This window comes from Actinomyces lilanjuaniae (assembly GCF_003606385.1).
GTDB lineage: Bacteria > Actinomycetota > Actinomycetes > Actinomycetales > Actinomycetaceae > Actinomyces > Actinomyces lilanjuaniae.
Map to the genome: position 1 here is coordinate 1,220,976 of NZ_CP032514.1, position 22,120 is coordinate 1,243,095.

Sequence of the window (22,120 nt, forward strand, 5' to 3'; positions counted from 1 at the left end):
TGGCGACGGGTTGGTGGCTGGGCGGCGAGTTGTCGGTGCCGCAGAGCGGGCTCTTCCTCACCCTGGAATATCCTGGGAACCAGGTAGCAGGCAGTTCAGGGAAGGGAGACTGCGATATGGTGACGGTATCAGCCGTGCTGAGAAAATACTGAGGAGTATCGGTATGCGTCGTCTTGCCGCCAGCACCGTGGTCCTGCTCCTGGTCCTGGCTCTTCCGTCCCTGACCGCCACCTGCCTGCTCGCCTCCCCGGCTGCGGCTGAGCCCGGGGGAACCACGATCCACGTCTCGGCCCGCAGCGGCTCCGACGACACCGGGGACGGGACGTCTGACAGCCCGCTTCGCACCCTCTCCGCTGCGCTCCAGGCGGCCTCGCACGGGGATGTCATTGAGCTTGCGGACGGCACCTACCGCGAGGGGGAGCTGGTTGTGAGCACATCGGTGACGGTGCGAGCCGCCGCAGGTGCCAGCCCGGTCCTGTCAGGGGCGGTCGTGCCCTCCTCCTGGACCCAGGCGGACGGGAGGTGGACGACCTCCGCGGACATGGTTCGGTTCTGCCAGGTGTGCACGGAGAACGCTGACCCTGCGGAGGAGGGGATGGCCGCCTACCCGGAGCAGGTCTTCGTCGACGGCCAGCCGCTGACGCAGGTGACCAGCCGTGCCGAGGTCACCGCCTCCACCTTCTATGTGGAGGACCCTGAGCCGGTGACGCTCAGGCAGAGCGGGAACAACCGTGCCGGGTACAACGCCAGCCCGCACACCGGCGCTTCCTACGTCATCGGTGTCGACCCGCAGGAGCACCACGTAGAGGTGGTGCAGCACTCCCGGGCCATATCGGTCAGCGCTGACGACGTCACCTTGAGGGGCCTGACCGTCGAGAAGTACTCCCCGGTACAGCGCTGGGACTACGCCGATCCGCAGATCGGTACAGCCACGGGCGGGGCCATGGTGGTGACCACCTCCGACAGGGCGGTCGTGGAGGACTCCGTCTTCCGCTACTCGGCGGCCGGCACCGCCCTGGCGGTCTCCGGCGGCTCGGGCTCGACAGTGACAGGCAGTCGCTTCGAGCGCAACGGCGGGGTCGGGCTGGGCGTCAACTCCTCCAGCAACGTGACTGTTGAGGGCAATGTCTTTACCTCCAACAACACCGCCGGCTTCATCACGACCGGCTGCGGGGCGTACTGCACCATCGGCGACACCAAGGTCACCCACTCTACTGCCGTGCGATTCGCCTTCAACACTGTTGACTATTCCGGGGCCGAGGCCGACGCCTCCGACCCAACCGTCTTCAGGACCGACCGCAGGGTCGGGGTCTGGTTTGACGAGGGGGTTATCGGATCCCAGGTCCTGGGCAACTACTTCGTCAATGTTCCAGTGGCGGTCTTCAACGAGGTCTCCTCCGGCAACCTCGTGGCCTCCAACCTCATTGAGGGGGCCGGCATAGGAGTTCACATCTCGGGGTCTGACTCCACCAAGGTGTGGAACAACACCGTCTCCCACGCCCTGACCAGCATCGTCGTCCAGGAGGACTCCCGCTCCGACGGGTGCAACGCCCGCTCCGAGGACGGGACCTGCACTGCCGTGCAGAACTGGAGCGCCAGCCACAGCCTGTCCTGGGACACCACCGGCACCGAGATCGTTAACAACATCCTGTCCTCGGAGCAGACGACCCCGCTTCCCGGTGACCCGTGGCGCTATGCCGCCATGCTCCAGGTCACCGGTGGTGCCAACGATGACGGCTCAGGAGCCGTCTACGCAAACGAGATGGTCTCCACGGTTAACTACAACGCCTACTACCGGGACCAGGACACCGATCTGCCGTCGACGACGCTGCTGTGGAACTGGGGCGAGGACCTGTCGTCCCAGACCGTCAACGCCCCAACCCTGGCTGAGTTCACTCACAGCCCCCACGTGACGCTGCCCGCGCGGGAGCAGAACGGGCTGGACCTCCATGGCAGCAGGCAGGACAACCCGCTGCTCGTCAGCGAGTCCCCGGACCCCACAGCCTGGAAGACCTCGGACTTCCGCCCGGCAGGTCCCGCCCTCGGGTCAGGCCACCCTCTTCCTGACGACGTCGCCCAGGCCCTGGGGACGCAGGCAGGCACCGCGGTGGACCGGGGGGTGCTGGTCAACGTCGCCTGGCAGGACGGGGCTGGCCAGGGTGCCTGACCCGGGGCGACAGCGCCGCGGTGAGGACCTGCAGGGGCCGGCGCAGCCCGAGTCTGCCGTCGAGGAGGGGCTGGTCCTCCAGGTCGGCTCCCGCTACCCGGTGGGACATCGGGAGCACCTGCTGACCCGGCGCCTGGCCCTGGCCACTGCCCGGGCACGTGCCGTCCTCATTGAGGCTGCCAGCCACGGCGAGGTCATGACCTACGGCGAGCTGAGCGAGGCGATATCGGGGATGGTGCTGCCCCGGCACATGGGTCCTCTGCTCCATATGCTTGGTCATGACTGCGCGGCCCGTGGGGAGCCAGGTCTGCCGTCCCTGGTGGTTACCGCCGCGACCGGGGAGGTGGGGACCCCCGACCTGTCCTGGGCACCGCCGGAACGTCAGGCCTGCTGGGACTACTGGGCCCCAAGGTAGGGGAGAGACTAGCCTACGGTGGCGCGCTCGCTCTGGCGGCGGGGTTGGCCGACGATATCCTGTGCCCATGCTCAGCCGTACCGACCTGCGGGACCTGGACCGTCACACCCGTGACCTGGCGGGGGTGCTCCCTCGTGCCCGCCTGGACGTCTCCGCCGCCCTGGAGGCCGTCCGGCCGGTCGTCGAGGACGTCCGTGTCCGGGGGGCTGCCGCCCTGCGTGACGCTGCCGAGCGTTTTGACGGGGTTCGTCCTGAGCACCTGCGGGTCCCGGCTGTGGCCCTGACCCGAGCGCTGGAGGAGCTGGACCCGCAGGTACGTGACGCGCTGCGGCTGGCTATCGACCACACCCGCAGCGCTCATGCCGCCCAGCTGCCCACGGAGCGCGTGACCGAGGTCGTGACCGGCGGGACGATCACTCAGCGCTGGGTCCCGGTGCGTCGGGTAGGGCTCTACGCTCCCGGTGGTCTGGCCGTCTACCCGAGCTCGGTGGTGATGAACGCGGTCGCCGCCCAGGTCGCGGGCGTCGAGCAGGTCGCCCTGGCCAGCCCCCCCCAGGCCGGGTACGGTGGTCTCCCGCACCCGACGGTCCTGGCCGCGTGCGCTCTCCTGGGTGTGACCGAGGTCTACGCCGTCGGCGGTGCCCAGGCGGTCGCGATGTTTGCCTACGGTGCTTCTGCTGACACGGACACCGACCGTGGCGCCGGGACGGCTCGCTCCTGTGCGAGGCGGTCGACGTAGTCACGGGCCCGGGAAACATCTACGTCGCAGCGGCCAAGCGGGCGGTACGCGGTGTGGTCGGCACCGATGCCGAGGCCGGTCCCACCGAGATTGCCGTGCTGGCTGACGCCACCGCGGACCCGGAGTACGTGGCCGCGGACCTGCTCTCCCAGGCTGAGCACGACCCGAGCGCGGGCAGCGTGCTGGTCACCGACTCCGTTGAGCTCGCTGATGCGGTGGACGCGGCGCTGCGTCGCCGTCTGGCCGGTACCCGGCACGCTGAGCGCGCTGCCACCGCCCTCAGCGGCCCCCAGTCCGGCACCCTTCTGGTGCGTGACCTGGACCAGGGAGTAGCCGTGGTTGACGCCTACGCTGCCGAGCACCTGGAGATCCACACCGCTGGTGCCCCAGAGGTGGCCCGCCGGGTACGCAACGCTGGCGCGGTGTTCGTCGGCCCCCACAGTCCGGTACCGCTGGGCGACTACCTGGCAGGTTCCAACCATGTGCTGCCCACCGGCGGGACGGCCCGCTTTGCCTCGGGACTCAGCGTCATGGCCTTCCTCAGGCCTGTCCAGGTCATCGATTACGACGCCGCGGCGCTGGCGAGCCTGGCCGACCCGCTGGAGGCCCTGGCCCGGTGCGAGGACCTCCCGGCCCACGCGGAGGCTGTCAGGGCCCGCCAGGGCTATTCTGTGTCGCCATGACAGGGTACTGTGCCCGTCACGGCCGCCGGGCCGTGACGATGACCAGGCGGACGGCACTGGGACTGGCTGGCCTAGGAACGCTACCTGCTTTGCTGCCCTCCCGCGCCACGGCTGCGGGACCCGGGCCTACCGCAGGGGGCCGGGTGGTGCTTCACGTCACGGATGGGACCGGGGCCGCCCTGGACCTGAAGGGCGTGCGTGCCGTGCAGTCCAACGGTGTCGGTGAGGACGGCTACGACGACGTCCTGCTGGACGCGAGCACGTTGACCGTGGTCACCCCCTGGCCTCTTCAGGAGGCCGCCGGGACAGGGGTCTGCCTGGACCTTCCTGCTGGGGGACCCTACGTCCTGTCCCTGTCCTGGCCGACCAGCCACGGGTACTCCGCCCTCATGGCCGACCTGCCTGGTCCCGGTGAGTACGACCTCCTGGAGCTGGCCGCCTCTTCGCTGCACGGCAGGCAGGAGGCGGGCGTGGCGGCACTGGGTGTGGAGGCCAGCGCGGGGCTCCTCGCCAGCCGGGCCAGGGCGCAGGAGGCTCTGGAGGCCTGCGGCAGCGCCGTCTCCTGGACCCAGCGAGGCACCTGGTCGCGTATGGCCCTGGAGGCCGCCAGCTCGGCTCAGTTCCTCCTGGACCAGGAGCTGGCAGCCCGGGGTCCGCAGGACGCCGTGGTAGGCGTGACCCTGACCCGTCCTCCCTCACAAGTCGAGCTGGCCTCCCTGGTGGGACCCCAGGGGCCCACGGGTGGGGTGCGGCGGCTGGCGGCGCGCATGGTGGTGCTCGACCCGTCCGACCCTGTTGAGACGGCGGGGTGGAAGGAGGTGGTCGCCGAGCTGCACCGTCACGGCGCCCTCGCCGTAGGGCAGGTCTGTGACTCCCAGCTGATGGGCTCCGTGGACGGGGATGCCTGGAAGGAGCGGGTGGACGCTCTGCTTGATGCGCTGCCGGGTACCGACGTGTGGGAGGTGGGCAACGAGCTCGGCGGGGACTGGCTGGGAGACAGCGCGGTGTCCCGCACCACCTACGCCGCACGCCAGGTTCGTGACAGGACCGGTGCCCAGACGCTGCTCACGCTGTACTACCAGCTGGGCCAGGGCAGCCCGGAGGGCTCGGTGTTCACCTTTCTTGCCGACCAGGTGGGGGAGGACCTGCGGGATCTGGTAGACGTGGTCGGCTTGTCGGTCTACCCCCAGCTCCACCCCCTGGGGACGGCAGCGGACAGGGTCCTGGCCACCCTGGAGCAGGCCTGGCCCGCCGCGCAGGTCGCGCTGACCGAGCTCGGCTACGGAGGTGCGGACCTGGATGACGGACCGTGGTGGTTCGGCTCGTCGAGTAACCTGGCTGCTGCCCGCGAGGCGGTGATCACCCACGCTACCAGCGCCGCTATGGGCCGCGAGACGGCGTGGGGAGCACCGTTTTGGTGGTACTACCTGGAGGACGAGGCAGGCATGGGAGTCGCCGAGGCGATTGCCGAGGCCGCCCGGGGGACGACTGCCTGAGCGCCTGCCCCGGAGTCTGCGGGTTGGTCGGGGTCTGCTGTGACGGGGATCGCCACCACGTCGGGGACAGGGTAGCGTTGGCGGTGGCACCGGGACCGGTGCCTCGTTCAGGGCAGCGCCACGGACCTGCTACTACGCCAGCTGCCTTGAGGCCGCTCCGCCGACGCCCCCGCGCGCCTGGCCCTGTCCAGGAAGGATTCCTGATGTCAACGACGATCCGTACCACCCACGTGGGCTCCCTGCCTCGTAGCGACGCCCTCCGGCAGGCCAATGCCGACCATGCCGCAGGTGGCCTGGACGCCGCCGGCCTGGCCCAGGTGGTCCAGGCCGAGACCGCCGAGGTGGTGCGTCGGCAGGCCGATCTCGGCCTGAGCGCCGTCAACGACGGCGAGTACGGCCACGCCATGACCGAGAAGGTCGACTACGGGGCCTGGTGGTTCTACACCTTTGAACGCTTCTCCGGGCTGTCCGTCCTCAGCCCCGAGGAGGCGGCGGCATCCAGGCGTCCCACGCCTGCAGGCAAGCTGGAGCTGGACGCCATGAGCGACCGGCGTGACTGGGTCGCCTTCGCCGAGGCCTATCAGGACCCCACCAGCGGCATCCACCTGGCCAGCGCCCCGCCGCCTGTGGTCCCGGCCGTCACCGGTGAGCTGTCCTACACCGGGCAGGACGCGGTGGCCCGTGACGTCGCTGCTCTCACCTCAGCCCTGCGCGCCGTGGGCAGGCCTGTCAGCGACGGGTTCCTGACCGCGGTCTCCCCGGCGGCTGCGGCCCGGATCGGCAACTACTACTACGAGGACGACGAGGCCGCCGTCTGGGCCTGGGCCCAGGCGCTGCGCGAGGAGTACCTGGCCATCACCGAGGCGGGCCTGACTCTCCAGATTGACGCCCCTGACCTCGCCGAGTCCTGGGACCAGTTCGTCACCGAGCCCGACATGGGGGCCTACAGGGACTTCTCCCGGGTCCGTATCGAGGCTCTCAACCACGCCCTGAGCGGGATCGACCCCTCGCAGGTGCGGTACCACGTGTGCTGGGGGTCGTGGCACGGTCCCCACTCCACAGATCTGGGGCTTGAGCCGCTCCTCGATCTGGCGGCGATGGTCAGCGCCCACGGCCTGAGCTTTGAGGCCGCCAACGTCCGGCACGAGCACGAGTGGAAACTCTGGCTGGTCCACGAGCTGCCCGAGGACAGGTACCTGATCCCTGGCGTAGTCTCCCATGCCACCAATGTGCTGGAGCATCCCGAGCTGGTGGCCGACCGTATCGAGCGCTTTGCCCGTGCCGTCGGTCCGGACAGGGTGGTGGCCTCCACCGACTGCGGCCTGGGCGGGCGTGTCCACTCCCAGATCGCCTGGGCCAAGTTGGAGTCCCTGGTGGAGGGCGCCCGCCTGGCCAGCGAGAGGTTCTGAGACCCGTTGCCACCTCCTAGACTCCTGCCGTGACCTCTACCAAGCCTCCTGCCTCTGCTGCCGCGCCTTCCGCCCCGCACGCCGGGCGGTCCCGACCACCCGTGCTGCCCGTGCGCCCGGGGCTGGAGGGCTGCCAGCCCTACGGTGCTCCTGAGCTGGACGTACCCGTGCGCCTCAACGTCAACGAGAACCCGCACCCCCCGCAGGAGCAGGTCGTCGCCGACGTCGCTGCGGCTGTGGCCCGTGCGGCCGCGGGACTCAACCGCTACCCGGACCGGGACTTTCCGGCTCTCCGGGAGGCTCTGGCTGGCTACCTGGAGCGTGAGTCCGGTGTGCGCCTGGCGCCGGGAAGGATCTGGGCGGCCAACGGCTCCAACGAGGTCATGCTCCACCTCCTCCAGGCCTTCGGGGGGCCGGGACGGGCCTGCCTGTCCGCAACCCCGACCTACTCCATGTATCCCGAGTACGCCCGCGACACCCTCACTGAGTACGTGACCGTGCCGCGCCGTCGGGACTTCTCCCTGGACCTGGAGGCGGTGACTGCCCTGATGCGGCGCCGTCGCCCCGCACTCCTGGTCCTGGCCAGCCCTAACAACCCCACGGGAACCGCCCTGCCCCCCCAGGACCTGCGTGCCGTCCTGGAGGCCGCTCGCGGAAGTGGGCCCCGGGAGCCTGCGGCTGGTGAGCGGGACCGGGCAGGCTCCCAGGCCGCTGACTGCGTCGTCGTCGTGGACGAGGCCTATGCTGAGTTCCGGCGCCCGGGTGTGCCCAGCGCCCTGGAGCTCCTGGACACCTACCCCCACCTGGTCGTCACCCGCACCATGTCCAAGGCCTTTGGTGCGGCGGGCCTGCGTCTGGGCTACCTGGCGGCCAGCGTCGAGCTGGTTGACTGGCTGCGTGTGGTGCGTCTGCCTTACCACCTCTCCTCCCTCACCCAGGCTGCCGCCCTGGCGGCGCTGGACCACAGTGAGGAGCTGATGGCGCAGGTGGCCTCGCTACGGGCCGAGCGTGACGACCTGGTGTCGTGGCTGCGCGGCAGGGGTCTTGACGTCTGTGACTCTGACGCAAACTTTGTCTTCTTCGGCTCCTTTGCCGACCGCGAGGCGGTCTGGCAGCACCTGTTGGACGACGGCGTCCTGGTACGTGTCGTCGGTCCTGAGGGCTACCTGCGTGTCAGTGTGGGCACGCCTGAGGAGACGGCGCTCTTCCGCCGGTCTCTGTCCGCCGTCCTGGCGTCTGAGGCCCTGAGGCCTGGCGCGGCGGCGTCCAGCGTCGTCGCGACCGTTGTCAAGGAGGAAGCATGAGCACACCTGCCCCGAGGACCGCACGTGTGGAGCGGGCCACCAGCGAGTCCCACGTGGTCGTCGGACTCAACCTCGACGGCACCGGTACCACGGACGTGTCCACAACAGTCCCCTTCTACGACCACATGCTCACGACCCTGGGCAGGCACTCGCTGATGGACCTGAGCGTGCAGGCCACGGGTGACACCCACATTGACGTCCACCACACCGTAGAGGACACGGCGATCTGTATCGGCCAGGCGCTGCGGATAGCCCTGGGGGACAAGCGGGGCATCCGCCGCTTCGGGGACGCTCTGGTCCCCTGGACGAGGCCCTGGCGCAGGCCGTGGTGGACCTGTCCGGGCGCCCTTACCTGGTGCACGAGGGCGAGTCCGACGCCTTTGTCCACCACCTCATCGGCGGCCACTTCACCGGGTCGATGGTCCGCCACGCGCTGGAGGCGATCGCCTACCACGCCGGTATCTGCCTGCACGTGCGCGTCATCTCCGGCCGTGACCCGCACCATGTCGCCGAGGCGGAGTTCAAGGCCCTGGCCCGTGCGCTGAGGGCAGCGGTCGAGGACGACCCCCGTGTTGAGGCGATTCCCTCGACGAAAGGAGCCCTGTGATGAGCCAGGACAGCCGCGACGACACGTGGGACGGCAGGTCGGGGGACGGCCAGGGCAGCAGTGAGGGCACTGGCCGCGGCGACGGTCAGGCCGCTGGCCGGACCAGTGGTCACACCGGTGACCATGACGGTGCCCCGCGCGACGTGGATGCGGAGTTCGCTGCTCTGACCCAGGGCCTGGCAGCCTCTGAGCCAGTAGGCTCTAAGGCTCTGGCTGAGGAGTCCGACCCCGACCAGGGAGATGACGGGCACGAGGAGGCCCGCCCGGCGGGCAGGGGTCAGCCGGACCGGGCTGACGACCTGTGGGACCAGCCGGACCAGGCTGGCGGCTCCCAGGCGCCCAGGGCGGTCAAGGTCGCCGTCGTGGTCACCCCGGTGGCCAGTGCCCAGGCCCTGGCCGCGCTGTGCGCCGTGAGCGACCTGGAGTGCATCGTGGTGCCCTCCACCAGCGGTGCCCTGGCGGTGAGGCAGCTGGTCTCCGCCCACGAGGAGTGGGACATCTCCGAGCTGGTCGGCGGTGCGGATACCGAGCCTGCTGAGGCGGCTGAGCTGGCCGCCAGCCTCTCCCGGGTGTCCCGGGCGGGAGTGGTCCTTATGACGGCCGACCTGGCGACTGATGTCGGTATCGAGTCCGGTCTGTCCGGTACGGTCACCGCCCGTCGCTACGTGGAGGCAGAGGCGGGGGAGGAGGCCTCGGCCGGGCTGCTGCTGGCCTCCATGGACCAGGTCGTGGAGGACGTTCTCCTGGGAGTGACGCCACCCCAGGATGTGCCGGGTGCCGTGCGCTCCACCGAGGTCAGGCCATCGCGGGCTATGCGCTGGCTGGGGCGAGGCCTGCGTCGCCCACCGCGATCCTAGTCTGGCAGTCCTGATGGCGTGCCTTGCCTTGCGCCGCCAGGCAAGCCTGTGGCCTGGAAACCGGTACCGACGAGGACGGCTGGTTCTCGCTTGATTCTCTCCCACACAAGTGATGTGGGGGTAGACTCTTTGCCGCTGCTGTGCCATTATCGTTCTGATGAAAATTGTTCCTTCTAGGGGATAGGCACGGGTAGGGTCCGCATGTTGTCGGTTGTTGTTTCAGTCCTTGTCGCCCTGGTGGCGCTGGTTGTGGTGGTGGCCGTGGTGCACCGGGGCAGCGGGCCGCGCACCCGTCTGCTCCAGCTGGCCGCCGCATCCATGTGCCTGGCGGCCCTCGCCCAGGAGGCTGAGGTGGTCTACGGGGACCAGGTGGTGGTGGACCTGGTCAAGCGCCTGGTGTTCCTGGTCATGCTGGTGTCGGTAATGGTGCTGGTGATGACGTTCCGCCGTGGTGGGCTGTCGCGGCGTGCGGCCTGGCGGGTGGCCGGGCGGGCGCGCTGGTGGGCGTGGTGGAGTGCGTGGCTGCGGCGGCGATGCCGCTGCGTGAGGGCGGCCTGCTCTACTCCTACGACCAGGCGGGGGTCTCGGCCTGGGTGGGGGTCTACTACGGGACCTACGAGGTAGCCCTGGCCGCAGTAGCTATTGCGTGCAGCGTGGGGCGGTGTCGGTGCTGGTGCGCCGGGCCAGCCGGGGCGGCGCGGGTGTCGCTGGTGCTGCTGGTGGCGGCGGCGGGGCTGACGGTGGTCTACGCGGGCGTGGGCGTGGCCTCGCTGGCGGGCTGGTCGGGCCCGGGGCCGGGAGGTGCGTCACGTGCTGTTCCTGGTGGTGCTGGTGCTGATCGTGGTGGCGCTGGCCGTGGGCGGCGTGCGCCGGATCGTGGAGGAGGGCCGCTCGGTGCTGGTGGAGCGCGTGGGCGAGCAGGTGGTGGAGCCGCTGTGGCGGGAGGTCACCCGGGTGCGTCCGGGGGTGCGCCTGTCGGTGGAGGGGCTGTCGGCTGGTGAGCGGGTGGTGCGTCAGGTGGTGGAGACCAACGACGTGCTGCACCTGGTGCGCTACGGGGAGGCCGCTGCGGGGGTGGCCGAGCCCGCCGGCCCGGCGGGCACCGCCGAGCTGGTGGTGGGCCTGGTGGGGCCTGAGGCGGTGCCGCGTCCGCTGGGGTGGTGGGACCGGGTGCTGGTGGGCCTGGGCCGGGTGGTCCTGCCGCGTGACGAGGTCAGTGCCTCCCTGCGCGAGCTCTACGAGCTGCGCCTGGCCCTGGCCCCCTACTACCCCGCACGCACGCGCTAGGCACCGGGGCAGGCCCCACCACCCGCCCGAGCCTTCCGCTAGTACCGACCCTCTCGGCGGCCTCACTAGTGCAGGTAGTGCAGGCTGTCTGTACGTTCGTGTCTGCCTCTCCGGGGCAGAGAGGTGAGACGGGGAGCCAGGGGGTAGGGTTCGCGCCATGAGAGCTCCCCGTGTCGTCGTCCTGGCCTACGGGTCCGGTAATGTCCGCTCCGCCGTGCGCGCGCTGGAACGGGTAGGGGCGGACGTGTCCCTGACACAGGACCCGCAGGAGGCCGGGGAGGCTGACGGGCTGGTCGTCCCCGGTGTCGGTGCCTTCGGGGCAGTTATGGACCAGCTGCGGCAGGTGGGTGCTCCGGGGGTCATCGACCGCCGCCTGGCCGGAGGGCGTGCAGTCCTGGGGATCTGCGTGGGGATGCAGGTGATGTTTGACTCCTCCCAGGAGCACGGGACCCGGGCTGAGGGTCTGGGGCAGTGGCCGGGTACTGTGACACGTCTCCAGGCAGAGGTCGTGCCCCACATGGGGTGGACCCGGGTCCGCCCGCCGGGCTCCTCGGTCCTGTTCGACGGCCTTGACCAGGAGCGGTTCTACTTTGTCCACTCCTACGCCGCTAAGACTGACCCCGCCTCCCTCATGGGGCAGGGCCCCACTCGTGCTCCCCAGGCCACCTGGGCCACGCACGGGGAGGACTTCCTGGCTGCGGTGGAGAATGGGGCACTGTGCGCGACCCAGTTTCACCCGGAGAAGTCCGGTGACGCCGGGGCGCAGCTGCTGCGCAACTGGATGACGACGCTGTAAGGAGTTTGCAAGAATAATGGTGGAAAATAGTGTGGAAAGCAATGCTGTGCTGACTCTCCTTCCTGCTGTTGACGTGGCTGACGGCAAGGCCGTCCGGCTCGTTAGGGGCGAGGCCGGGTCACAGACCGACTACGGCAGCCCCCTGGAGGCAGCTCGGGACTGGGTGCGGGCTGGTGCCCGGTGGATCCACCTGGTGGACCTGGACGCCGCCTTCGGGCGCGGCTCGAACGCCGACCTCCTGGCACGCATCGTCAGGGACGTCGGTGTCAACGTCGAGCTCTCCGGCGGTATCCGTGACGACGACTCTCTCACTCGGGCGCTGGACGCCGGGGCGGCTCGGGTGAACCTGGGGACGGCTGCCCTGGAGGACCCACAGTGGACGCAGCGGGTCATTGCTGAGCACGGGGAGAGGGTCGCCGTGGGGCTGGACGTGCGCGGTACGACCCTTGCCGCCCGGGGCTGGACCCGGGAGGGAGGAGACCTGTGGGAGACGCTCGCCCGACTGGACCAGGCAGGCTGCGCCCGCTACGTCGTCACCGACGTCACCCGCGACGGGACCCTCACCGGGCCGAACACCACGCTGCTCAAGGAGGTCTGCGCCCGCACCAGCGCCGCAGTCGTCGCCTCCGGTGGCATCGCTGACCTGGACGACCTGCGTGCGCTCAGGCGGCTGGTCCCCGACGGGGTCGAGGGCGCCATCGTCGGCAAGGCTCTCTACAGTGGCAGCTTTACTCTCCAGGAGGCCCTGGAGGCTGCCGGGGTGCAGCCGGGGCAGGGATAGCCTGATGTCCCGGCCTCGGCCTCACCGCCTGCCCCACCGCCGGAGGGCGCCTCGTAATGTCGCCCCGAGCGCGACGGCACTCGTGAGCAGGTATCGGCCGTAGTGCTGGCGGGTGATCGGTCCCAGCGGCTTCTCCAGGGCCATCAGGGCTATCGTGACGCCCGCCATGCGCACGGTGCGTTCTCCTGCGGCGTGCACCAGGACCTGTGCCAGGGGCAGGCCGCGCCGTCCTGATTCCGTGGCCAGTAGCGAGACCGGCAGGCTTGTCAGGACCTGGCTCCAGTATCCGTGTGCTCCGGGGCGCAGGAACCGGGAGGCGGCCGCCTCCATCGACGGTGTTGCCCACAGGGCTGACGGGCGCAGGCCGACGCGTGCCAGGAGGTAGGTCGTGGCCACGCCGAGGACCGAGCCTGCAACGACCACCATCCCCCGGCGCCACATCAGCTCGGGACGAGTCAGCCCGATCCAGGCCTGGCTCAGCTCCGCCGGGACAGGCAGGAAGAGCGCGTCGGCCAGCCCCCAGGTGAACATGACGAGGTCTCCTCGCCTGCCCGACATCGCCTGCCGCAGCACCGTGTAGACGTCAGAGACCGGCGCTGGTCTGCGGGGGCGTCTCAGCATCTCGACAACCTGGGCGCGGGCCTCCTGGCTGACGGCGGCGACGTCGTCGCTGGGCATGATCGGGCGCCCGACGCGCACCTCCACGGGGGAGTATCGGGGCAGGCCCCCCTTCTTCGGCATCATCTCCCGCGAGCCCACCAGGGCCACCGGCAGGACGGGGATGCCGAAGTCCCGGGCCAGGCGGGCGGCCCCGGAGTGGAACCGGCCCACGTGCCCATCACGGCTGCGGGTGCCCTCGGGGAAGACCAGGACGCTCATGGATTCAGCCACTCGGTGCGCCAGTATCCCGCGTAGCTCCTCGTAGGCGCCCTCCCCGGTGCGCCGCACCGGGTAGGCACCGAGCAGACCTCGGGCCAGGGAACGGCGCAGCCACGTGGAGAACCAGTAGTCCTGGGCTGCCACGGTCACCACCCTCATGAGCGTGGGGGAGGCGCTCATCATCGCGATGGTGTCCGCGTGGGAGCCGTGGTTGGCCACGACGACGCAGGGACCGTCGGCGTTGAACTCGCCCTCGACGTGGACACCGCCGAAGGGGGCAATGACCGCCGACCACAGCCACTGGCGGGCAACGGCCCGCCATGTCACCTTGGGAGGGGTGAGCACGATAGAACGCGGCTGCTGCGTGCCTGGGGCGCGGGTAGGTGTCGGCCAGGGAACGGGCACCGTGCTAGGGGAGGCCATAGGGCGTACCTTTCTGTGTCGACCGGGATGCCGACACTGTGGTCGTGGTGGGGCAGGCAGGAGGGATTGGCTATCCGAGGGCAGCGGCCACGGGCGCAAGCGGGAGGGAAGGGCTTGTCCCGCCCGGGAGGTCCTCGCAGCCAGAAGAGGAGCCGGGAGGCCGGGCCCTGGTGCTGTCGGCGTCCAGGACCGCCCAGGTGTCAGGGAAGATTCCGAGGCGCGCTGAGTTGCTGACCAGTAGGTCCGGCCACAAGGTGCGCCGGTATTTTAGGGCGTCAAGTGAGGGCACCGTTCCAGGATAACGGTGTGGCAACGCCATGGGGAACTGTACGATCGGTGAGAATCTCTCCTGTGTCTCCTCCCAGGTTTTCCGATGACACCTGCCAGGGGCGCTATTGCTGCTGCCAGGCCGTGCTCGGGAGGAGGCCGTCGACCCTGACGGAGACGCCCAGGAGTTTCTGTGAAGTCACTCACTTGTGGTGGAATGCGCTGAAGGGGTGCGGTGGGTTCCTCGTGAGGGGCGGTCGAGGGGAATAGTTGTGAGGCAGACGCGCCACCGCCTTACCGGATATCGTGCCTCCTGTGAGTACCTCAGCCTCGTCGCACGCTGCCGGGCCTCATCGCAGGCTGGATCTAGCGATGGCGGCGGGCGCCCGCGCCAGGATGGAGCGTCTCCTGGCCGCCCCGGTCTCGTTCCGCGACGACGACGGCTCCGTGGACCCCGATGTGGACGAGGCCCTGGCGGTACCGGGTCTGCCCCGGCACAGGTACCTGGACGCCGTGTGGACGGTACTGGCTGGCAGCCGTCTCCTGGTTCCGGTCCAGGCTCACGGGAGGCCCGGCGGCCCCGCGCGCGTCACGGTCGGTCGGGACGCTGTCGACCCGCCCGCTCGGCGCCGGGACGTGCCCGGTGAGCAGGCTCGCGCCACAGACCCCTGCCAGGACGCGGCCACCCTGGCAGTACGCGCTCCTGACGGCCGCCGGGCGCTGCCGGTGTTCACCTCCGCCGAGGCGATGCGTGCCTGGCGCCGTGACGTGCGACCGGTTCCCGTAACCGCCCGCCGGGCGGCACAGGTGGCGGCGGCCGTGGCCGACATGCTGTGGGCGCTGGACCCGGGGACTCGTGACCTGTGTCTTCCCCGTCCGGCGCTGCTCGCGCTCTCGGAGGGCCGGGAGTGGGTGCCCTCCTGGCGCAACGACGTGGTGCAGGCCCAGATACGTGCCCGACTGGAGTCTGTCGAGGCAGTCCGCAGCGTCTCCTTTGAGCCAGGCACACGTGCTGAGTTGCGGGTCCTGGTGGGCGTCGAGGGCGGCGGTGCTCGCCGCACTGAGGTGCAAGCGGCGGGAGAAGCCAGGGACAGCCACGGGGAGACCAGTGAGGACAGGGCCAGGAGGGCCGTCAGGGACTGCCAGCAGCTCCTGGGCAGCCCCGAGTGGGGACACCTTGTCGACACTGTCGAGCTGTACCCCCTTCCAGCATGATGACGGTCATGTTGACGGTTATGTTGGCGGTTATGTTGACGGTCATGATGGCGGTGCGGCCGTGACCTGGCGCCGTGGACCCGCGCGCGGGGAAGGTGTCGCGCACGGGGGCCAGCACGGGCATCCAGTCCGCGCCGGGCACGTGGGGGCTGGTGCGTGGGAGCCCGACGGGGCCGTCGGCCAGGTCCTGGTGAGCGCCCGGGGCCTTAGCGTCGGCTACGGGGGCGTCGCGGTGTGTGCCCCGGCGTCCCTGACCCTCAGGCCCGGCCAGGTCCTCGCCCTCGTGGGCGTCAACGGCGCGGGGAAGTCCACGCTGGTGCGTACCTGCTGCGGCCTGCTGCCACCTGTGGAGGGAGAGGTGCGGCTGCTAGGGAGGATCCCGGACCCACGCTCTGCCGCCCAGCGGGCGGCCGTGGCCTGGGACCTGGGTGAGGACTCCTTCTTCCCCTCGCTGACTGTCGCCGAGCACCTGGGGCTGGTCTGCTACGGGCACGGGGTCCTCGACGCGGACACGGTGGTGGACTCCCTGCTAACGGACCTGGACCTGATCGGGCAGGCGGACAGCCTGCCCGATCGGCTGTCCTCGGGACAGCGACGACGCCTGGCCCTGGCCTCGGTCCTGGCGCGCCCGCGTCGTCTCCTGGTCCTGGACGAGCCGGAGCAGCGCCTGGACCACGTCATGCGCCGCCTCCTGGCACAGCGTCTGGTCCAGGAGGCCCAGGAGGGCAGGGCGGTACTGCTGGCCTCCCACGACCCCGCCCTTGTGGCGGCCGCCGCCACCCAGGTACTTCTTGTCGGGGCGCACACGTGCGTGCTCAGCGTGGAGGAGGGACTCAGCGCCATGAAGGAGGGACTGTGATGGCCGGGCCGACAGGCAGCGGTCCGGTCGCTCGCCCCACGGGCGGCGTCCCTGGTGGCCCGGCTCCTCACCCTCCTGACCTAGCGCAGGTGCGCCGGTGGACCAGGTACCGGGTCTCCTCGTCCAGGCGTGCCCGCACGTCCTGGCCCGCCCTGGTGAGCAGGATCTACTCAGGCCTGCTGTACCTCGCGGTCCTGGTGACGCTGCTGCTGCCCCACCTCGCCTCCCCGACCTCCTCAGTGCGCAGGGACCCTGTCGGAGCAGGTGCCGGGGCGGGCGAAGCCGCGTCGCCGTGGCTCGGGCTAGACCCGGGGTGGGTGGCCGCTGCCCTCCTGCTGGTGCTGCTTGGTCTTGCCGTTACTCCCCTGAGCCGGGTCGGCCCGATGTTCCTGCGTCCCTGGGAAGCCGTGTGGTGGCTTCGTCTCCCGGGGCGTCGTGACGGTCTCCTGCTTCCTGTGGCGCGCGCCGAGATGGCCGGTGCGGCAGGACTCGCAGCGGTGTGCGGGCTGGTCCTCGCGCTGCTTGTCGGTTCTGGCTGGCTGGCGGGGCTGGCCTGGGCGGTGCTTGCTGCCACCACAGGGTGGGCACTCATGACCGGCCTGCTGCTGGCCCAGTGCCGTGCTGCCCCGGTGTGGCCGGTGCGGGCGGTGCTGACGGCTGCGGCGGCCGGGGCGCTGGCGACCGGGCTGTTCCGTCCTCTGCCGGCAGGCGCGGCTGGCGTGGTGGGTCCTGGCTACCTGGCGGCTGCGGCGGCCGGGGTGGCCTGGTCCACCTGGAGGATGTGGGTGCGTCCGCGGCTCGGTGACCTGCGTGACGCGGATCTTCTGGCTGTGGTGGCGCGCTCCCTTGGAGCCCAGGTCTCGCTGCTGTCCCTGGACACCAGGGCGCTGGGCCGGATTCTGAGTCCCCCGGTGGCATCCCCGCGCCGCTCCAGCCGACTGGCCCTAGCGGCGTGGTGGAGCAGGCGGCTGCCTGCAGGGCTGCGTCCCGTGCCGTGCACGGTACAGGCGGACCTGCTCCTGCTAGGGCGCCAGCCCCGTCGGGGCCTCCAGCTGCTCGCGGGGCTCGGGGGCGCGCTCCTGGCCCAGGCTGATTCAGGGACTGACCCGCTGGTGCGGGTGGTGGCGTTCCTGTGCGCAGCCTGGGTGGCCACGCACGCCGTTGCTGAGCCCGCCCGGTGGGCGTGGTTTGACGGCGTGCCCGACGCCTCCTGGCCGACAAGCCCGATCCTGGTGCGGGCGGCCCACCTCCTGGTCCCGGTGGCGGCGATGGTGCCGTGGTCGGCTGCGGCCCTGGTCCCGGTGGTGGTCGCGGGCAGTGTGGGCTGGGCGATGTGGCTGCCTGTCGTGGTGCTGGCAGGTGCGGGGTGGGCGGGCGCAGCGCTGCGCTCGGGGCTGCGACCTATGCCGGACTGGACTGCCGGGCTGATCACCTCGCCCATAGGGTCGCTTCCTCCAGGAGCGGTCCAGGCGGTGGTTGCTGGCGGGGACGCCGTCGTGCTCGCAGGTCTGCCGACAGCCCTGCTGGCTGGTGGCTGGCAGCCGTCCTACCTGCTCGTGGCGGCGCAGGCGGGGGCGAGCGCCCTGGTGGTGTGGTGGGGCCTGGTCACCGGCCTGCGACGCTAGGTGGGGTGTTGGCGGCGGTGGCCGTTCCTGCTACGATGTCAGCCTGACCGACCGGGGCCAGCCCCGGCGCGCAAGTGGAGAGATCCCACCTTGGTCCCTGTCAGGGTCCGGGTTCATGCAAGGGTGTACCCTTCGTGGTAGTTCGGTGGCCTTGGCCGCCCGGGCTGCCGCGCTCTGTGGAGGCCTCCGACCTGCGTGACAGGGAACGGGGGCCTTTTCCTGTTCCTGAGGTCGTCCGTGACTCTAAGAGTGAGGTACTGTCATCAGCGAGCCCCGTGTCAACGAACGGATTCGTGTTCCAGAAGTGCGCCTGGTCGGCCCCAGCGGCGAGCAGGTAGGTGTCGTGCGTGTCGAGGATGCCCTGCGTCTTGCCGAGGAGGCCGACCTCGACCTCGTCGAGGTCGCCCCCAACGCGCGCCCGCCGGTGTGCAAGCTCATGGACTACGGCAAGTACAAGTACGAGTCAGCCATGAAGGCGCGTGACGCTAGGCGCAACCAGGCCAACACCCAGCTCAAGGAGATCCAGTTTCGTCCCAAGATCGACGAGCACGACTACGCCACCAAGAGAGGCCACGTCGAGCGCTTCCTCAAGGGTGGGGACAAGGTCAAGTGCATTGTGCGCTTCCGTGGTCGCGAGCAGTCGCGCCCTGAGCTGGGGATCCGCCTCCTCCAGGGCCTAGCCGAGGAGATGGCCGAGCTGGGGACTGTCGAGTCCCACCCCCGCCAGGACGGTCGCAACATGGTGATGGTCCTGGCTCCGACCCGGAAGAAGGCGGACGTCAAGTCGGACCAGCGACGTCGCCGCGAGGAGGCTCGTGCTGCCCGCCGTGCTGAGAAGCACGCAGGCAGGAACGAGGAGGCGCACTCGCAGCAGGCACCCCAGCACTTGTGACACCGGCTGCCTGCGCAGGCGTCCTGGCGCTGCCTGGCAGGGGTGCTCCCCCTGGGCACGGTAGGCCGGGTGAGTCTGGGACGATGCCGAAGACCCCGTGTCCTGTACACATCCAGAACCGCCCCCTCACACCCTGTGAGAGGGCCCGCAGTCCCCAGGTCCTGTGGCCGGAGGGGCAGACAAGAGGAAAACATCCATGCCGAAGAACAAGACGCACTCTGGTGCCAAGAAGCGCTTCCGGGTCACCGGCAGCGGCAGGCTAATGCACGAGCAGGCGAACAAGCGTCACCTGCTGGAGGTCAAGTCCTCCCGTCGCAAGCGCAAGCTGTCCAAGGACCAGCCGGTCGCCCCGGCTGACGTCCGCCAGGTCAAGAGGCTGCTCGGTCGCTGACCGCCCCACCACGTAAGGAGTTTTTCTCATGGCACGTGTCAAGCGGGCGGTCAACGCCCACAAGAAGCGTCGTACTGTTCTTGAGCAGGCCTCGGGGTACCGGGGCCAGCGCTCCCGCCTCTACCGCAAGGCCAAGGAGCAGGTCACCCACTCCGGCGTGTACGCCTTTCGTGACCGCCGTGCCCGCAAGGGTGACTTCCGGCGTCTGTGGATCCAGCGCATCAACGCTGCTGCCCGCGCCGAGGGCCTGACCTACAACCGGTTCATCCAGGGGCTGGGCCTGGCTGGTGTCGAGGTCGACCGCCGGATGCTGGCTGAGCTGGCGGTCAACGAGCCTGCTGCCTTCAAGGCCCTGGTGGGTACCGCCCGCGCCGCCCTGCCCAGCGATGTCAACGCTCCCCGGGCCTGACTCGGCCGCAGGCCGGTGATGCGGCCTATGGGAGCACGATGGTGCCGCCCTCCGCAGTAGCGGGGGCGGCACCATCGTCTGCCGGGGGTGGTGGGCGGCGGGCCACTGGCTGACGCCGACTCTCGGTGCCGCGCCGCAGCCCGGCCTCCCGTAGGCTTGACCGCCATGAGCCCCAGGAGCACCTCTGCCGACCTCGACGACCTCCTGCTGGGGGATGACGATGCCCCCGGTGGTGCGGGCGGCCCGCAGGACCTTCCCGTTCGCGGGCCGCGGCGACGTACCATGACGGAGGGGGTCGCGGCCGGGCACGAGGTCCTTGTGAACCCAGGCTCGACCAGGGTGGCGCGCGTCGCCGGACTGGTGCGACGCACCGCCCGCGCCAGGCACCACAGGTTCCTGGTCGAGGGTCCCCAGGGGGTCCGGGAGGCTGTTGCCTACGCCCCTGACCGGGTCCTTGACCTATACATGACGGAGCGAGCGCTTGAGCGCCACCCTGAGATCTGGGTGGCAGCCGAGGAGGCCGGGCTGTACCGCCACCTCACCAGTGAGAGGGTCATGGAGGCGATGAGCCCGGACGCCCAGGGCGTCCTCGCAGTGGCTGCCATGGAGGAGGCCACGGGCAGTGAGGCCCTGGCCTCGGCTGTCAAGGACGCACGCCTGGTCGCGGTGCTGGTCGAGATCCAGGACCCGGGCAATGCCGGCACGATGATCCGTGTGGCTGACGCCGCCGGGGCAGACGCGGTGGTGCTGGTGCGTGGCTGCGTCGAGGCGACCTCGCCCAAGGTGGTGCGCTCCACCGCGGGGAGCCTGTTCCACCTTCCCGTGGTGACCGGGGTGGCTCTTGACGACACTGTCAGCGCCCTGCGCGGGGCGGGACTGGCCGTCCTGGCCGCTGACCGGGGCGGGGAGCTGGACCTGTTTGACGCCACGGACCTGCTGTCGGCCCCCGCAGCCTGGGTGCTGGGCAACGAGGCCCAGGGGCTGGGACCGCAGGTTCTGGAGCAGGCTGACGCCTCCGTGTCGGTTCCGGTCTACGGCAGGGCCGAGTCTCTCAACGTCGCCGCTGCCGCTGCCGTGTGCCTCTACGCCAGCGCCCAGGCGCTGAGGTCCTGAGGCAGGCTGAGGTCCTGGGATGACTGGAACGACCGGGCCCGGTGCCCCGGTCGGCAGTGTCGGTAGTACCAGCGCTGTCGGTGACGTCCTGCGTCGTCGGCCTCACGGGACGGGGTCTCTCCCGTGGACCGCAGCGGTGCTGGTGCTGGTGCTGCTCTCAGCCACCTCGGCCTGGGAGGAGACGGGGCAGTGGCCGGTGGTCGCCGTAGTGTGTGTCCTAGGTGGTGTCCTGTGGTGGCGACGCCTGGACGCTGACGCGGTTGGTACAGTGGTCCTGGCGGCAGGGGCGCTCCAGCTGGCGCTCCTTGACTTCGCCCTGACAGCAGACGTCCTCGTCCTGCTTGCCCTGTTCCGCGTAGGGGCGCAGGGTCGTGCGACCCTACGCCCCCTGTGGGCGGTGGCACTGGTCCTGGGCGCGTTCCTGGCGGCACTGAGATGGAACCAGGACGAACAGGGCGTGGTAGCCGACTCCCTCTACCGTAACGACTTTCGTTCCGTTGTGCTCTTCGTCCTGGGGGGCGGGCTGCTTGCGTGGGGCGCAGGCCGTCTGCTGGCCCTCAGGCGCGATGCTGTCCAGGCGCGTGCCGCAGCACAGCGGGCGCGACAGGCTGAGGAGGAGCAGCGTCTCCTCGCCCAGGTCGCCGCTGTGCGCACCCGCACGGCCCAGGACGTCCACGACGTCGTCGGCCACGCCCTGGCCCTGGTTGCTGTCCAGGCCGAGGCCGGGCACTACCTGGTGACAGCTCCGCAGGAGGAGGTCGACCTGACCGATCAGCAGCGGCTGGACCAGGCCCGAGGTGTGCTGGAGACCGTCCTGACTACCACGCGCAAGGCGTTAGAGGAGACCCGCTCCCTGACCCACGCACTGGCAGCCGGTGCAGACCATGACGGGGCAGCGTCCCTCTACCCGGCGCCGGGCCTGGACGCCCTGCCCGCACTGGTGCATGAAGCCAACCGCTCGGGCGTCCCCGTCCACCTCACGGTCCAGGGCGAGCCTGGCAGCCACGGGCCGGTGGACCTGGGCGCCCAGACTGCCCTCTACCGGACGGCGCAGGAGGGAATTACCAACGCTGTCAGGCACGTGCCCGCGGTGAGCCGTATTGATGTGGCGCTGGTTCATGCTCCGGACAGCCTGACCCTCACGGTCACCAACGACGCCCCGGCACCCCTGGCCGTCCCGAACGACTCGGGCAGCACCACCCTGGCAGAGCGGCTCAGCGGTACGGCAGGGGGACGGGGCTGCGTAGCCTGGGCCACAGGGTGGAGGCTGCTGGAGGTCGGCTGCAGGCGGAGCCGCTGCCTGGTGGAGGCGTGGTCCTCCGGGTGCAGGTTCCCCTTCCTTAGGTGGAGGCGGATCGGGCGGCCCGGCGGAGCCGTAAGGCCGTAAGGTGGCGCAGTGCTCGTCACGGTGGTATCACAGTGGTACACCTGGCGCGGGCAGTCTGAGAACGGAGCGATGCCGTGACGTCATTACCACCGGCCGCAGCGACTGGAGCAGGGTTACCG

19 protein-coding genes and 2 pseudogenes are annotated in these 22,120 nt (G+C 70.3%); 20 read left to right on the forward strand and 1 reads right to left on the reverse strand.

The features are described 5' to 3' along the window. The first annotated feature begins 163 nt into the window (after positions 1–163). From D5R93_RS05210 to priA, 12 genes and pseudogenes are all read left to right on the forward strand, one after another. Positions 164–2,167: a NosD domain-containing protein gene (locus D5R93_RS05210; protein ID WP_119835648.1), complete on the forward strand. Its 2,004-nt coding sequence runs from the start codon at positions 164–166 to the stop codon at positions 2,165–2,167. A gap of 28 nt (positions 2,168–2,195) precedes the next feature. After that, positions 2,196–2,582 (forward strand): hypothetical protein, encoded by a 387-nt coding sequence (locus D5R93_RS05215; protein WP_182911346.1) that lies wholly within the window; start codon positions 2,196–2,198, stop codon positions 2,580–2,582. A gap of 67 nt (positions 2,583–2,649) precedes the next feature. Next, positions 2,650–4,004 (forward strand): annotated as a pseudogene (hisD, locus tag D5R93_RS05220) (histidinol dehydrogenase). Next, positions 4,001–5,500 carry a Tat pathway signal sequence gene (locus D5R93_RS05225; RefSeq protein ID WP_243106965.1) on the forward strand — a complete coding sequence of 500 codons (1,500 nt, stop codon included), beginning with the start codon at positions 4,001–4,003 and terminating at the stop codon, positions 5,498–5,500. The pseudogene hisD and the gene D5R93_RS05225 overlap by 4 nt, the downstream one beginning before the upstream one ends. Positions 5,501–5,703: 203 nt before the next feature. Then, complete coding sequence (locus D5R93_RS05230) at positions 5,704–6,909, forward strand: cobalamin-independent methionine synthase II family protein (RefSeq protein WP_119835645.1); 1,206 nt, start codon at positions 5,704–5,706, stop codon at positions 6,907–6,909. A gap of 101 nt (positions 6,910–7,010) precedes the next feature. Beyond that, a complete protein-coding gene (locus D5R93_RS05235) occupies positions 7,011–8,213 on the forward strand; it encodes a histidinol-phosphate transaminase (protein ID WP_119835644.1) in 1,203 nt (400 codons plus the stop codon). Beyond that, a pseudogene (hisB, locus tag D5R93_RS05240) lies at positions 8,210–8,820 on the forward strand (imidazoleglycerol-phosphate dehydratase HisB). The gene D5R93_RS05235 and the pseudogene hisB overlap by 4 nt, the downstream one beginning before the upstream one ends. Further along, a complete protein-coding gene (locus D5R93_RS05245) occupies positions 8,820–9,677 on the forward strand; it encodes a hypothetical protein (protein ID WP_243106966.1) in 858 nt (285 codons plus the stop codon). Before hisB ends, D5R93_RS05245 begins: the two are co-directional and overlap by 1 nt. A 201-nt stretch (positions 9,678–9,878) precedes the next feature. Then, a complete protein-coding gene (locus D5R93_RS13525) occupies positions 9,879–10,301 on the forward strand; it encodes a hypothetical protein (RefSeq protein WP_205570100.1) in 423 nt (140 codons plus the stop codon). Positions 10,302–10,487: 186 nt separating this feature from the next. Next, positions 10,488–10,964: a DUF6545 domain-containing protein gene (locus D5R93_RS05255; RefSeq protein ID WP_120203707.1), complete on the forward strand. Its 477-nt coding sequence runs from the start codon at positions 10,488–10,490 to the stop codon at positions 10,962–10,964. Positions 10,965–11,121: 157 nt separating this feature from the next. Further along, positions 11,122–11,760, forward strand: coding sequence for an imidazole glycerol phosphate synthase subunit HisH (gene hisH, locus D5R93_RS05260; RefSeq protein WP_119837210.1), 639 nt, complete (start codon positions 11,122–11,124; stop codon positions 11,758–11,760). 46 nt (positions 11,761–11,806) lie between these two features. Continuing rightward, positions 11,807–12,541, forward strand: coding sequence for a bifunctional 1-(5-phosphoribosyl)-5-((5-phosphoribosylamino)methylideneamino)imidazole-4-carboxamide isomerase/phosphoribosylanthranilate isomerase PriA (priA, locus tag D5R93_RS05265; protein WP_120204185.1), 735 nt, complete (start codon positions 11,807–11,809; stop codon positions 12,539–12,541). Positions 12,542–12,562: 21 nt separating this feature from the next. Here the strand turns inward: priA and D5R93_RS05270 are convergent, their stop codons facing one another. Further along, complete coding sequence (locus tag D5R93_RS05270) at positions 12,563–13,843, reverse strand: 1-acyl-sn-glycerol-3-phosphate acyltransferase (RefSeq protein WP_120204188.1); 1,281 nt, start codon at positions 13,841–13,843, stop codon at positions 12,563–12,565. 582 nt (positions 13,844–14,425) lie between these two features. Between D5R93_RS05270 and D5R93_RS05275 the strand changes: the two genes are divergently transcribed. From D5R93_RS05275 to D5R93_RS05310, 8 genes are all read left to right on the forward strand, one after another. Continuing rightward, a complete protein-coding gene (locus D5R93_RS05275; RefSeq protein ID WP_243106967.1) occupies positions 14,426–15,325 on the forward strand; it encodes an SseB family protein in 900 nt (299 codons plus the stop codon). A 61-nt stretch (positions 15,326–15,386) separates the two neighbouring features. Continuing rightward, on the forward strand, positions 15,387–16,184 hold the full coding sequence (locus D5R93_RS05280; protein WP_243106968.1) for an ABC transporter ATP-binding protein: 798 nt from the start codon (positions 15,387–15,389) through the stop codon (positions 16,182–16,184). Continuing rightward, positions 16,184–17,809 (forward strand): DUF6297 family protein, encoded by a 1,626-nt coding sequence (locus D5R93_RS05285; protein ID WP_162933842.1) that lies wholly within the window; start codon positions 16,184–16,186, stop codon positions 17,807–17,809. Before D5R93_RS05280 ends, D5R93_RS05285 begins: the two co-directional genes overlap by 1 nt. A gap of 262 nt (positions 17,810–18,071) precedes the next feature. Beyond that, complete coding sequence (gene infC, locus D5R93_RS05290; protein WP_119837206.1) at positions 18,072–18,701, forward strand: translation initiation factor IF-3; 630 nt, start codon at positions 18,072–18,074, stop codon at positions 18,699–18,701. 196 nt (positions 18,702–18,897) lie between these two features. Beyond that, complete coding sequence (gene rpmI / locus D5R93_RS05295) at positions 18,898–19,092, forward strand: 50S ribosomal protein L35 (RefSeq protein WP_119837205.1); 195 nt, start codon at positions 18,898–18,900, stop codon at positions 19,090–19,092. 28 nt (positions 19,093–19,120) lie between these two features. After that, entirely contained in the window at positions 19,121–19,501 is a 381-nt protein-coding gene (rplT, locus tag D5R93_RS05300; protein ID WP_119837204.1) for a 50S ribosomal protein L20, read from the forward strand. Positions 19,502–19,783: 282 nt separating this feature from the next. Then, the gene (locus D5R93_RS05305; RefSeq protein WP_396027250.1) at positions 19,784–20,614 is read left to right on the forward strand and encodes a TrmH family RNA methyltransferase; all 831 of its coding nucleotides are present in this window, start codon (positions 19,784–19,786) and stop codon (positions 20,612–20,614) included. A 19-nt stretch (positions 20,615–20,633) separates the two neighbouring features. Then, on the forward strand, positions 20,634–22,001 hold the full coding sequence (locus D5R93_RS05310; RefSeq protein ID WP_120204194.1) for a sensor histidine kinase: 1,368 nt from the start codon (positions 20,634–20,636) through the stop codon (positions 21,999–22,001). Positions 22,002–22,120 lie beyond the last annotated feature (119 nt).